The 13,520-nt window shown below is 57.1% G+C and carries 11 protein-coding genes; 4 read left to right on the top strand and 7 right to left on the bottom strand.

What is annotated here, in order from left to right:
* Positions 1 to 173 precede the first annotated feature (173 nt).
* Complete coding sequence (locus CLOEV_RS00955) at positions 174 to 1,949, top strand: cobalamin-dependent protein (protein ID WP_034441367.1); 1,776 nt, start codon at positions 174 to 176, stop codon at positions 1,947 to 1,949.
* Between the two features lie 39 nt (positions 1,950 to 1,988).
* Entirely contained in the window at positions 1,989 to 3,026 is a 1,038-nt protein-coding gene (dctP, locus tag CLOEV_RS00960) for a TRAP transporter substrate-binding protein DctP (RefSeq protein WP_051484785.1), read from the top strand.
* Positions 3,027 to 3,114: 88 nt separating this feature from the next.
* On the opposite strand, the gene CLOEV_RS00965 is transcribed toward dctP, so the two are convergent.
* The 4 genes from CLOEV_RS00965 to CLOEV_RS00980 form a co-directional block, all read right to left on the bottom strand.
* A complete protein-coding gene (locus CLOEV_RS00965) occupies positions 3,115 to 4,353 on the bottom strand; it encodes a sugar diacid recognition domain-containing protein (protein ID WP_034441370.1) in 1,239 nt (412 codons plus the stop codon).
* A gap of 101 nt (positions 4,354 to 4,454) precedes the next feature.
* A complete protein-coding gene (locus CLOEV_RS00970) occupies positions 4,455 to 5,384 on the bottom strand; it encodes an ABC transporter permease (RefSeq protein ID WP_008709301.1) in 930 nt (309 codons plus the stop codon).
* Complete coding sequence (locus tag CLOEV_RS00975) at positions 5,384 to 6,487, bottom strand: ABC transporter permease (RefSeq protein WP_008709303.1); 1,104 nt, start codon at positions 6,485 to 6,487, stop codon at positions 5,384 to 5,386. Before CLOEV_RS00975 ends, CLOEV_RS00970 begins: the two co-directional genes overlap by 1 nt.
* A 403-nt stretch (positions 6,488 to 6,890) precedes the next feature.
* Positions 6,891 to 7,793 (bottom strand): YitT family protein, encoded by a 903-nt coding sequence (locus CLOEV_RS00980; protein ID WP_008709305.1) that lies wholly within the window; start codon positions 7,791 to 7,793, stop codon positions 6,891 to 6,893.
* A gap of 188 nt (positions 7,794 to 7,981) precedes the next feature.
* On the opposite strand from CLOEV_RS00980, the gene CLOEV_RS00985 reads away from it, so the two are divergent.
* Positions 7,982 to 8,416, top strand: coding sequence for a hypothetical protein (locus CLOEV_RS00985; protein WP_008709308.1), 435 nt, complete (start codon positions 7,982 to 7,984; stop codon positions 8,414 to 8,416).
* 332 nt (positions 8,417 to 8,748) lie between these two features.
* Here the strand turns inward: CLOEV_RS00985 and CLOEV_RS00990 are convergent, their stop codons facing one another.
* The gene (locus tag CLOEV_RS00990; RefSeq protein ID WP_034441373.1) at positions 8,749 to 9,213 is read right to left on the bottom strand and encodes a universal stress protein; all 465 of its coding nucleotides are present in this window, start codon (positions 9,211 to 9,213) and stop codon (positions 8,749 to 8,751) included.
* Positions 9,214 to 9,320: 107 nt separating this feature from the next.
* Here CLOEV_RS00990 and CLOEV_RS00995 point away from each other — a divergent pair, with 107 nt between their 5' ends.
* Complete coding sequence (locus CLOEV_RS00995; protein ID WP_051484787.1) at positions 9,321 to 10,061, top strand: 2-phosphosulfolactate phosphatase; 741 nt, start codon at positions 9,321 to 9,323, stop codon at positions 10,059 to 10,061.
* A gap of 173 nt (positions 10,062 to 10,234) precedes the next feature.
* Here the strand turns inward: CLOEV_RS00995 and recQ are convergent, their stop codons facing one another.
* Positions 10,235 to 12,064, bottom strand: coding sequence for a DNA helicase RecQ (gene recQ, locus CLOEV_RS01000; protein ID WP_034441374.1), 1,830 nt, complete (start codon positions 12,062 to 12,064; stop codon positions 10,235 to 10,237).
* Between the two features lie 76 nt (positions 12,065 to 12,140).
* Positions 12,141 to 13,418 (bottom strand): tetratricopeptide repeat protein, encoded by a 1,278-nt coding sequence (locus CLOEV_RS01005; RefSeq protein ID WP_034441375.1) that lies wholly within the window; start codon positions 13,416 to 13,418, stop codon positions 12,141 to 12,143.
* Between the last annotated feature and the right edge of the window lie 102 nt (positions 13,419 to 13,520).

Raw genomic sequence — 13,520 nt, forward strand, 5'->3', positions numbered from 1 at the left:
GGAAGGCATTTTGTTTAATTTCTTTAATAAGTTTATAAAATTATTTATTATGCACAAAAATAAAATCCAGAAAAATCAATCTTTCATCAACTCTTTACAATGACGTTACGGAAAAATGGATATAAAGTATGGGCTACAGGTTGCAGGCCACGTACAATTTGGAGGCATTAAAAATGATAATTTCACTAAAAGACCGCATTGCCGATATATTGAAGGAAACGCCGCTCCCAAAGGCCAAGGATGTAACGGACGAATCACACAGGCTTGCCGCGGAGATAAACATTGGCCGCACCAAATTTATGGATAAATATGACGTTTCGTCGGAACTTGAATATAAGCGCAGGTGCGTCAAAGAGGGGCGCATCATGTATCACGCCCACATCGGCATGAACACATGGAATGAGACGGTGATTGCCCTGGGCGAAGTATATGATTTCGCCGAAAAAAACGGTTTCGTACTCGACCGCGCCGGTATTTGCCTCGACCGCCGCATGTCGCTGCCGCCGGAACTGAGAAAGTCCGCGCCGCAGGAAACGGGGCCGTACCTTGAGACCGAGGGGGACTGGCGGCAGGTGGGGCAGGCCGCGCCGATCCAGCCGCACATGGGAGACTTCATCATCGGCTTTCCCGCCTCGACGGTAAACGCGATGGCGGCGCTCCGCGCCGGCGTGACGACGGTCGGGAATCTTTCGCAGTTCTTCGCCCACGAAGCGCCGATGTGGAAGCGGACCGATATCACGACGGTCGAGACCGTCAAAGCGATCGGCATTATGGGAGCGTTGAGAGAGAAGGGGACGCTGATGCACTCCTATCTCGACGACGGCTTTGGGGCGCTTTTCCTCGACTGCGCGACGAGCGCGGCCTGGGCCTATCTCGAAAGATACATCGTCGAGGATCTTCTCGGAGCCAAGCTCGCCCACTGCGTCGGCGGACTGGTCTCCGACCCGATCAAACGCACGGGTTGGGTCTTCGCGCTCGACGAGATACACGATCACGACTGCATCGGCTCGATGTTCTACGGCGACACGATCTCCGCGAGCAGCGTGCCGGAGGAGAACCGCTCGCTGGCGGCCGAATACCTGATATGGGATATAATGGCCCAGCTAGAATGCCCAACTGGCCACGGACTGATGCCGGTGCCTTTCACCGAGGCGCTGCGCGCGCCGTCGCTCGAAGAGATCTGCGAAATACAGCAGTGGGCGCGCGAGATGGAGCGTATCGCCAGGCGCATGCACCCGCACTTTGACTTTACGGCGAGCAGATCTTTCGCCGCCTCGATCTGCGCCAAGGGCAAAGGCATTTTTAAAAACGCGCTCGACTTCTTCGCCGACTGCGGCGTGGATACGAGGGACGCGGTACAACTGCTTTATATCCTCAAAAAAATCGGCCCGCGGGCCTTTGAGGACGAACTCAACCCCGGCGCGAGAGACAAAGAGAAGACCTCCGCGGGCGGCGAACCGATCCCCAACGACATCTTCACGCGGACGCTGGAACAGGTCGACACCTGGCGGCCGCACTACGAAAGCGGCGAGGTCCGCGAAAAGCTATCGGGCATAAAGGTGCTGCTCGCCTCGACGGACGTGCACGAGCACGGCCTGCTCCTCATCGACCGGCTGCTTACGGCGGCGGGGGCGCTGGTGGACAATATCGGCGCCGAGCGCAACCCCGACGAGGTCGTCTCCGAAGCGGCAAAGCACAGGGCGGAAATGGTGTTCATCAGCACCCACAACGGCATGGCGCTGGAATACGCGCGCAACCTTCTCGACGAAATGGAGGAGGAGGACTACAAGGTCCCCGTCTGCATGGGCGGAGTGCTCAACCAAAACACCGCGGAGGGCACCACCCCGGTGGATGTGAGCGGGGAGCTTGAGGGGATGGGCGTGACGGTGGTAACGGACCTGCGGCTGCTGCCGGAGCGTACCGCCGCCGCAAAGAAACGCGTTTTATAAGGTTTTGCAAATCCATACATACAAAAGGGGAGATTCATTATGCTACACAGAGGTTTTTTTAAGTTTTTAGCTTCACCGTTCGCGCTGGCCGTCTTGGTACTGCTGCTTTGCGGGGCACGGAGCGCTCAGGCCGCTCCGCTGGTCCTCAAGTTTGCCGGGCAGAACCCGCCCGATCACTTCGCGACCGTTTCGATGAGGGACATCGCGAAAGAGGTTGAGAAAAATACCAACGGGCGTATCCAGATCAAAGTATTCCCCGCAAATCAGTTGGGCGACTATTCCCTTGTGTATGAGGAGCTCGTCCGCGGCACCATCGAAATGGCGGCGATCTCCTTCCCCAGCCAGTTTGACAGCAGAATGGACCTCATCTATGTCCACGGCTACACAGGCAGCTACGCTCAGGTCGCGAAAGTATACGCCCCCAACGGCTGGTTCTTCAAAAAGATGGACGAGTTCAACAAGGCGCTCGGCGTCAAACTTCTCGGGATGTACCTTGAGGGCATGGTCGGCATGGGCACGGTGAAAGAGATGAGAGATCCGCTCAACCCGAAGGTAGACCACGGCGTGCTGCTCCGCATACCGAACATGGACGTCTTCAAGACGGCTCTTGAAGGGTCAAAGTACCGCACGATCTCCATCCCCTTCGCGGACGTCTACCAGTCGATGCAGACAGGAGTCTGCGACGGCGACACCGGATACTCGATAGTCGCGGCCTACACGGCGCTCGGCGACGTAATCAAGCACTGGTACAACCTCAACAAAAACACGGAATGCCTCGGCATCATGATCAGCGCCAAGGTCTGGGACAAACTCTCGAACGACGACAAAAAAGTCCTTCAGGCGGCGGTCAACAAACAGACGGCCCTCTCAATAAAGAACGCAGAGGCGAATGACAAAAAATTCCTCGAACTGATGAGGAAAAAGGGCATCAAGGTCCACACATACACGACAGAGCAGCTTCGCCCGCTCATGGACGCCTTCGCGGCGACATGGGGCCAGCTCGATCAGTCAAAGGGCAAAGAGCTGATGGACGAATTCCGCAAAGAGATGAAGAGGATATCCGACAGCACCAAATAAACAGATCGCTCCTCCCAACCGACAGAAGAGCCAGGCCGTGCTTTCGCACGGCCTGGCTCTTTCATAACCATTATACCGGCCGCAAAGATCAGCGGCTGCCGCCGCGGTTGCCCAGCTCTTTCATATAAAGCGCGAGGTAATAGGCCATCACCTGCTTAAAATCCTGCATCGAGATGCCGAGCCGCTCTTCTATCTTCTGCAAACGGTAGGAGAGCGTGTTTCTGTGAAGGTGGAGCTTTTCGGCGGCCTGCTGCTTACTGAAAAAGGACTCGCAATAAACCTTGAACGTATCAAGCAGGTCGTGAGCGTCACCGTCGCCGCCAAGCGCGGCGAGCCTCTTTTCAATGAAGCGCAGTGAAAAATGAGGCTTTACTGAAATAAGCATCTCCTCCAGCAGCAGCCTGTCGAAGGTGTAGGCTCCCGGAGGCATGGACAGCTTTTCGGCAATGCCGACGACGTCCCAGGCGTTGCGGTAGGCGTTGGGCAATTCAAAGAGGTTGTGCGCGGGATGCCCCACGCCGATTATCGTTTCGAGAGAGGCATCCTTCAGCTTGTTGTATATCTCCCCCGCGGATTCGCACGAAGCCTCGATATCCTCTTCAAGATGTTTTTCATCGATGTCGCAGGGCCGTATCACGACAAAACGATCCCGCGCCACGCTCGCAATGATGTTCTGCGGATCGGGGAAAATCTCCCGCAGCAGTACGATGACGCGCCCGTGCATCGAGGAGTAATCTATCTCGTCCTCTATCGGATCGGAATAACTCTCATAGGATATCTTCACCGGGTTTTTTTCCAGGCCGAGGCCGCGGAAGTTTGAAAAGAAGACCGCGATCACGCCGTGCGGCTGATCGAGCTCTATGCCGAACTGTTCGGCGCGCTTGGTGAGCAGGGCGTGATCGTCACGGTTCGGATCAAACACGCCGATATCGCGGACGAGCTCGTTTATCTTCTTCTGCGGAGAGCTCAGCGACGGGGAGAGTATCTTCTCGCGCAGCATGCTCTCTATCTGGTTCTTCACAAGCAGCGAGAACTGCATTACGACCTCCGGCTCGCCGGCTATCGCGGCGGTGCCTATCACCCTGCCGTTATAAAACAGCGGCACCGTCGACCCGGGGTACCACACTCCAAGCTCCTTGGCCGCCTTCGCGTCGTCGAAGCTCATCTTCTTATATTTTACGCAAGGGATAGACGAGGGGTGGAAGTCCCCTATCCTCTCCTTCGCCGGAGAGCCGATTATGATCCCGTTGATGTCCGTGATGATTATGCTGCGGCCCATCATCGAGCTCAGGTATTCCGAAATTTCCTGCGCATATTTTGACAGCATCGTTTTACTCCTATGTTATTGCTAATCAGATATCTGATGAACGCAAAACAAGCGCGCCGTATGGCTCGTCCGCCCGTCCGGCGCGGATGATCCCGCGCCCTCTATTCCCTGTCTTCCCTTCTGAACGGGACCCCCAGCGCCGCCGGAGCGCCCAGGAGCCGCCCCTTGCCGGCCCTGACAGAGACGATCGTAAGTACGATTATAGTCATAATGTACGGCAACGTCATAAGCAAAGAGGTCGAAATTGTGGAGCCCATCGCCTGCAGCCGCAGCTGCAGCGCCTCGACGCCTCCGAAGAGGTAGGCTCCCAGCGCCGCGCGCGCCGGATTCCAAAGGCCGAAGATCACGAGGGCCACAGCGATCCAGCCGCGTCCGGCTGTCATCCCCTCTATCCACATCTGGGCATAGACCACGGAGAGATACCCGCCGCCGACGCCGGCCAGCCCGCCGCCGAAGACGCAGTAAAAATAGCGCAGCTTCGTGACGGAGAGCCCCATCGCGTCAGCCGCGCGCGGGTTCTCCCCCACGGCGCGCAGGTTGAGCCCCGGGCGTGTAAAAAAGATGAACCAGCAGAGAAACACTACGAGGATGTATGAGAGGTAGACCATCGCGTTATGCTGGAAGAATATCGGCCCGATAAAAGGAATGTCCGCGAGCAGCGGCAAATTCATCTGTTTCATGCCCTGTATCGTCTGCCCTATCGCCGAGCGCCCCATGAGGGCGGAGAGGCCGTAACCGGTAAGCACCATCGCGAGGCCGCTCACGACCTGATTACACATCAGCGTTATACAAAGGAAGGCGTGTATCAGCGTTATCGCGCAGCCCGCCGCGAAAGAGGCGGCGATGCCGAACCAGGGATCGCCCGTTGCCATCGTCACGGCAAAACCGGCGTAGGCGCCGACGAGCATGATGCCCTCAAGCCCAAGATTCATTACGCCCGCCCGCTCCGAAACGACCTCTCCGAGAGAGGCGTAAAGCACCGGGGTCCCGCTTCTCACCGCCGCCGCAAGCACCACTGTCAGAAATTCCATTACGCTTTCCCCCTCCCGCCGTCAAGAGCGGAGCTCTCCTTTTCAACATGGACCATCGATATCTTAAAGCGCGAAAGGGTCTCGGCGGCAAGCACGGAAAACAGTATCAGCCCCTGCAATATCTGGAGGCTCGCCAGCGGCAGTCCCATGACCACCTGCAGCGTATCGCCGCCGACGAGCAGCACGCCCATGAGGAAGGCGACAAGCGGCACATAGATCGGAGAGAGCCGCGCGAGCCAGGCGACGAGGATACCGGTGTATCCGTAGCCCATCGAAAAACCGCGGCTCATGCGCCCGTACAGCCCCGCCATTTCGCTCATTCCCGCAAGCCCCGCCACCGCGCCGCCGATAAAGGTGACGAGGAGGATGTTCCTTGAGATATTTATGCCGGCGTAACGCGCCGCGCGCGGGTTTTCTCCGATCACGGATATCTCGTAACCCCACTTGCTGCGCTTCAATATGACCTGAAAGACCAGCGCGACGGCGAGGGCGATAAAAATACCGCCGTGGATGCGCGTATTGCCAAATATCCAGAGGCGCGCCGCCTCGGGAAAGTTAGGCGTGAAGGGAAAGCCCATACTCATCGGGTCTTTCCACGGGCCGTAGATGAAATACTCGCTGAGGTTTATGCCGATATAGTTGAGCATCAGCGTCGTGATCGTCTCATTGACATTCCACCGCGCGCGCAGAAAGCCGGCGAGCATGCACCACAGTCCGCCGGCAACGGCTCCGGCGGCGGACATCATCACGAACATGACGGCCCAATTGTCAACAAAGAAATAACGGACGACGGCGACGGTGGCGATGGCCCCGAGACATAGCTGCCCCTCCCCGCCGATGTTCCAGATAAGCATTTTGTAGCAGATCAAACCTCCGAGCGCCGTCAGAGTGAGCGGTATGGCCTTGGTGACGATCTCGCTGAGTCCGTAGCTGCTTCCGAGCGCCCCTTTGATCACCTCTTGATAGGCCCGCAGCGGGTCCACGCCAAGACATGCAAAAAGCACCCCGCCCGCGAAAAGCCCGAAGATGACCGCCGCGACGGGAATGAGGACGTTCACCCAAGGGGGATTGTAAAGACGCGGTTCAAATCTCAGTCGAATCATCACAAAGCCTCCAGATCACAGATATATAACTGTATGATTATAACATTTCACAGACCGATCCGGCGCCCGCGCAAGCCTAAACGCCGATCTACGTCTGGCGAGGGGAAAATAAACAGCGATTTAGCGCCCTTCCGTCGCTCCGGCCTCCGAGCCGGAGCCGGGTGGCGTTGGTTTTTGCTTTACAATCGATGTTGGAACAAACCTGAAGCCACTGGATGCCGGGTCAAGCCCGGCATGACAAGATAAATCGCGGTTTATCTTTCCCCGCAATCGCGTAAATCGGCGTTTAGACGTGCGAATAACGAAATAACCGAGGGCCTGCCAAGCGGAGGCGCACTAGTGTGCGGTGAGCATTGGCAGGCCCTCGGTTATGAAGTTAGTCGTGCGTATAAACGCCGATTTATCAGATGTTGCGCCAGCGCTTAAACCCCTTGCCGACCACTTCGTTGGCTTCGGTGACGACCATGAACGAGCCGGGGAAATGTTCGGCGAGGAAACGTTTGAGCTCAACCACCTGCCGCGGCATCAGCAGGCACATTATCGTGAAGCCGTCGCGGCGCTTGTAGCCTCCCTCGCTTGACAGCAGCGTGCAGCCGCGGCCAAGCTTTCTGTTGATGAATTCAACTACGGCGTCGGTGTTGGAGGCGACGATGAAGACGAGGCGGCGCTTGTCGAAAGAGGCAAGTACGCTGTCCATCGTCATGCCGCAGATGTAGCAGGAGATAAATCCGTACATCACCTTTTCCAGGCCGATGACGCTGAAGGAAACGGCGAGGATGACCATGTTGAAGTAGAAGCTGAGCCGCCCCACCTCCATGCCGTAGCGTTTTTTAAGCACGGTGATCGCGATATCGAGGCCGCCGGCGCTGATGCCCTCACGGTAGAGCAGGCCGATGCCGAGTCCTTTGATCACGCCGCCGGCCACCGCGACAAGGAAGATGTCGTCCATCATCGGGAAGCTGATGGTCTGGAGCAGATCGAGTACCGCCGAAAGCACGAAAGCGTTGATGACCGTCCATATAAGGAAGCGCTTGGAGAGTGTTTTCGCGCCCCATATCAGCAGGATGATATTCAATATCAGCAGGACATAGGCGGGGTTGAACCCCAGAGTGTATTTAAGCAGCACCGCGATGCCCATGACGCCCTGGTCGGCAAATTTATATGGTATGGTAAATCCGACGACGCCCACCGCGTAGATGACGATGGCGGCCATGGATATCAGCATGGTCTTCCACTCGGAGAAGAACAAAAGCTGCGCCTTCCTGTAGAGATGTTTCCATTTTATTTGATCGATCCTGTATTCCATTTCTATTCTCCTCGCTGAACTCACTTACTACGGCCTATTATATCCGATTTACCGTTTTTATTTACTATTACCAGTCATCTTTTACAACCCGCCGTTTTACTATAAAGAATTTATATCTTTCGCCAATTAAGGTATTGCATGCTGTGATAAAATGTATTGTGGAAATTATTTTGGCAGGAGGAATAGAAATGGCGGCACCTATGCAGATAAGCCTCGAAGAGATCATCTCAATGCTCCTTCAGCGCGTTGAATCTCTCTCCGCGAGCGACGAGAACAGCAAGACAAAGCAGAATATCATAAACAGGGTCCTCTATAAGAAGGGCATTCTTACGGACGAGGATATTCTCGACTCCGTCAAAGAGGAGTACCGTATGCTCAAGGAGCTTGGCGTGATACAGTCCGAGCCCGACGACGCGATGTACAAGACGATCACGGACGGCGTCCTCCAGTGGATCAAGGGCGATGTAGACGGCATCAAGCAGTCGATGGCCGATTACGAAAAGAAGCTTCAGGAATACGCCCGCGAAGAGGCCTCCAAGAAACCGAAGATCGAGGTCGCCGGCGCCAACGTGCTGAACCAGCTCGACGCGGCGGCAAACAAAAAAGGCAAACTGATCATCTAAAAACCGCGGTTTATCTTCCACTCCCAATCGCGTAAATCGCAGTTTATCTTTTCCCCGCCCGAAGGAAATCGGCGTTTATAAGCAGTGAACCAAAACGCCGGTTTTGCGTTTTGTGTGAATCGCTTAATTTGTTCACCAGACGTGCCGGATGCTAAATAACTTTGGGGTCTGCGCCCGGAGCCGTATATTAATACGGCGATTGCAAGGCAATGTTCCCCGCCATTGGCGGGGAACTCTTTCAAATTATCCATATTGCCGCAGCATGCGGGTGCGTTTGCCGCAGGACGCCAGACCCCGAAGTTATGACGCAGACGGCGCGTCTAAACGCCGATTTACATGTGGCGATAGAGAAAAACCGAACACTTCGCCTGATTTACGACCTTCAGCGCGGTGCTGCCGAGGATCACGCGTTCGAGCGTCGTGTAGCCCTTGTTTCCGATCACGATGATGTCATAGCGGTCACTGTCGGCGACGCGCACGATCTCGCTTCCGGGGTTGTCCGCCACGTTTACGCGGATGTCGTATTTATGGCCGTCAGGCAGAGCGCCATACTTTGCCTTGATTTCGTCTGTCAGCTTGTTGACCTCCTGGGAGGCCGCCTCTCTGACCTTCTCCTCCGTTTTGCGGGCATCCGGCGTGATGTAAAAATGCATGTTATAGCCCTCGAGCGGAGAGGCCATCGCGGGAACAATGTGAAGGAAGGTTACGTCCGCCCCCAGCCTCTGCGCGTAATGATAGCCGTTAAAGGCCGCCTCACGGCCGACGGGGCTGAAATCCACTGCGATCAACATTTTCATAATAAACTATTCCCTCCTCTGTCTTATTTTTGCGTTTCTATTATAATCTTTTATTGGTGCTTTGCATTGATTGATATTATCGATAAAAATGGCGGAGGATTGGTCAGTTGAAATACATATTTGATGTTGCGTTTCTTCCCAGCGAGGTTTTGAAGGAGCATGATGTGCGGGTAGTCGTCGACCTCCTGCGCGCGACCACACAGATCACTACCTTTTTCGACGGCGGCGGCAATGTGCTCGTTCCGCTGAGAGACGTGGATGAGGCGTTCAGGATGAAAGAACGGCTTGGCGAGGAATGGAAGATCATGGGAGAACGCGGCGGCCTGCCGGCTCCGGGCTTTGATTTCGGAAATTCACCGCTTGAGCTGCTTGACGCCGGCGTTCCGGAATTTGCGATCATCACCACCTCAAACGGGACGCGCGCGCTGATGCGTGCCGCCGACGGCTGCGGGCGCGTGCTCGCGGGCTGCGCGCGCAACGCGGAGGCGGTCTGCTGGGACGCCATTTGTTCGGGGAAAAATATCGGGATCGTCTGCGCCGGACGCAACGGCGAATTTTCGCTTGAGGATACGGTCTGCGCGGGGATGCTGGTGGAGAAACTGCTGGCACTCGCCCCCGCTAACGGCGCGGAAGAGATGGAGCTCACCGACGGCGCGATGTCGGCGATGGCGCTCTGGCACAGCTTCGGCCCGGATATCACGGCGGTATGTCAGGAATCGACGCACGGAAAGATCCTGTCGGGGCTCGGCTTTGACAACGACCTCTTCTTCTGCGGCGAGGTCGACGCAAGCTCCACGGTGCCGGTACTTAAAGATGTGGACGGCGTGCCGGCGCTGGTCGGCAGATAAGCGGCGACCCGGCGGAGGAGATGCGGAACCGTCCCTTTAATTTCCGGATGCCTCCGCGATGAAGGAGAAACGCCTTATCGGCAACAATCCGCTGAAGCTGACCGAAAAAGCGGTAAGAAGTATCTACGAACGGCCCCGGTGATAAGGACGCGTGCGGCTGGTGGGGTAACTTTTTACCCCTGACGGCCCTTCCAGTCGTTGACGGCGTCGATGAAGGCCTCTCCGTAGCGTTCGAGCTTTGCGGCGCCTACGCCCGGAACTTCGAGGAAGGTTTGCTCGTCCGTCGGCAGCATGTCGCAGATGGCTGAAAGCGTCCTGTCGGTGAAGACGACGTAGGGGGGAACGCCCTCTTCCGAGGCGATGGCGCGGCGCAGCGCGCGGAGCTCCTCAAATAGTTCGCTGCGGACGATCTCGACGTTCTTCGCCCTTTTCTTAAGGCGCTCCTCCTTTTGGGCCCGCTCTTCGGTGCGGCGCATGATGAGGGGCGTCGCGTCGCGCAGGAAGGGCATCGTGCGCTCCGTGAATGAGAGCACGGGGAAATCGCTGTTTTCCATCCGCAGGTAATTCTCCGAGATGAGGAAGTTGATCATCTCGCGCACGTTCTGGGCGCTATGCTCCTTGAGCAGCCCCCAGGTCGATATCTTATCAAAGCCGAGCCGCCGCACCTCTTCGCGCTTCGAGCCCCGCAGCACGTTCACGAGCATCACGGTGCCGTATTTGCCGCCGCCGCTGGCCTGTGCCATGCGGTAGACGCAGGAGAGGATCTTCTGCGCGTCAAGCGTGATATCGACCCGTTCTATCTCATTCGTGCAGTTGCCGCAGGCGCTGCATTTCTCGGGAACGCCGCTTTCGCCGAAATATTTAAGGATATAGCCGCGCAGGCAGTCGTTCGTATGGCAGTAATCGACCATCGCCTGCAGCTTGCGGTAAGAGGCCGCGCGCGTCTCTTCCGGGCTCTGCGCGATGAAGAAGCGCGCCGTCATGATATCCTTCGAGCCATAGAAGAGTACGCAGTCGGCGGGCAGTCCGTCGCGCCCGGCCCTTCCCGCCTCCTGGTAATAGGCGTCGAGGTTCGAGGGCATGTTGTAGTGGATGACATAGCGCACGTTTGATTTGTCGATGCCCATGCCGAAGGCGTTGGTCGCGACCATTACGGCGGCGCGGTCATAGATGAAGGACTCCTGGTTCCGCCGCCGTTCTTCGTCGGAGAGCCCGGCGTGGTAGCGGACGGCGCTTATCCCGTGCCCGCGCAGCCGTTCGCATATTGTCTCGACATTTTTACGCGTCGAGGCGTAGACGATGCCGGATACGTCGGGAAACTGCCGGATATACTGCATCAGCGCGGCGTTCTTGTCGGCGGGATGCTCGACGTGGAAAAACAGGTTTTCACGGTCGAACCCCGTCGTCAGCGTGAAGGGCTCCCGCAGCGCGAGCTGTGAGATGATGTCGTCGCGTACCTCGGGGGTGGCGGTCGCCGTGAAGGCGGCGACGGTGGGGCGTTTGGGCAGCGAGGCGATCACGGGGGCGATGTTGAGATACGACGGACGGAAGTCATGTCCCCACTGGGAGACGCAGTGCGCCTCGTCGACGACGACGAGGCCGATCTCTATGGAGCGCAGGAACTCCGCGAAGCCCGCGCCCTCAAGCCGCTCCGGCGCGACGTAGAGCAGGCGCACCTGTCCCTGGCGCACGCCGCGGAAGATGTCGGACGCGCTTTCCCAGTCCATGGCGCTGTTTATCGAAGCGGCGCTGACTCCGTTCTGTATCAGGGAGTCCACCTGGTCTTTCATGAGCGATATCAGGGGGGAGATGATGACGGCGATGCCGCCGCTGAGAATTGCGGGGATCTGATAGCAGAGGGATTTTCCCGCGCCCGTCGGCATGATGCCGAGCGCGTCGCGCCCCGAGGTGACGGCCTCGATTATCTCCTGCTGTCCCTTTCTGAAGGAACCGTAGCCAAATACCTTTTTTAAAACTTCAAGAGCCTGTTCTGTCTGTCCCATATATATCTAACCCTTCCTTGACACGGAAGAGTATAGCATAGTAAAAAGCGAAAGGGCCGTCCTCACAAGCCGTCTTTTATCTGCCGCCGAGCCGCATCAGCGAAAAACCGTCGACGTTGTCTATGCTGACCTCTCCGTGATGTACGCGCAGACGCTTGTCCGCCGCCTCCGTACCGTTCTCGTTCAGGCCGGAGGCGAAGAAGGTGAGCCCTCCGCCCTTCGCGAGGCAGAGCAGCGCGCTGTTGCGCGCCTCTTTGCGCCATTTTAACTTATCGGCGTTTTTCGCGAGCAGGAAGTTTGAAAGCCCCAGCCCCTCTTCCGTCCTGTAGAGCGGCGAGGCTGTCTCTATTTCGTTGACCTTGCCGGCGATGAATATCACGCGCAGTTCGCGCTGAGGGTCGTCTTTGTTGTATAACCAGATCTCGACGGGATGGTCGGCCATCATCGACTTGCCTCCGACGTGGCCGAATATCTTGGCGTCGGGGCTCTTGCCGCCCATCTCTTCCTTGACCTCCTCTTTGGAGGCGTCAAGTTTTATCAGGCCGAGCGACTTTCCCGGCAGGATGACGAATTTAGCCTCCGTAGGCAGGCCGAGCATCGCCTTGGCGGCGTTCATGCCGTGCAGCGGGCGGTTGTCGCCGGGGGCGGCTTTCGCCGCGAGGACGTATACGTCGATCGCGCGGCGGTAGTCCTTGAGCGCGAGCAGCTCCTTACCGCACTCCATTATCTTATCGGGTTCCTTGTATAGCGTCGCGATATGCGCCCAGGCCTTTGCCGCCTCTTCGCCGTCGCCCGCCTTCACCGCCGCGCCGGCGGTGAGCCGCCACAGCTCGTCGTTCTTTTTGTCACGGGAAGCCGCCTCTTTGAGCCACCGGAGCGCCCGTTCATACTCGCCGCCCTTCATATAGAGCCAGCCGAGGCGCGTCATCGCCTTGGCGTCGTTCTTGGCCGTTTTTAGGTGTTCCTCATAGTACCTTATCGCCTCGGCCGTGTCCCCCGTCTCCTCTTTGCAGTAGGCGATGTTGTAGAGGACGTCGCGCCTCTCGGGGCGGATCTTCATTATCCGGCGGTAGAGCTCCTCGGCCCTGGCGTACTCCTTCTCTTTCATCAGCGCCGTGGCGCGGAGATAATATTTTTCGGGAAGCACGTTCTTTCTGTAGTACCACCAGCTGCCTCCGCCAAAGGCGATGAGCAGGATCAGCGCGATAGTTACAAAGACATATCTGGGGACCCTGGGCCGCGGAGGGCTCTTCACGCTCCACTCGCGTTCCTCTTCGGTCATCCCCTTCTGTTCCTCCGGGACCATATCAGGACATTTGATGTTTTCGCCGCTCATCTTATCTTCGTTTTCCATTTATTTATGCCTTCCTTAATATAATCGTCATAATGCCCTGCGCGTACTTGCGCATTTAATAAAATTCTATCAGATATATGCTTTTTTGCTATGGCAGTTTTG

The sequence above is a fragment of the Cloacibacillus evryensis DSM 19522 genome, assembly GCF_000585335.1.
GTDB lineage: Bacteria > Synergistota > Synergistia > Synergistales > Synergistaceae > Cloacibacillus > Cloacibacillus evryensis.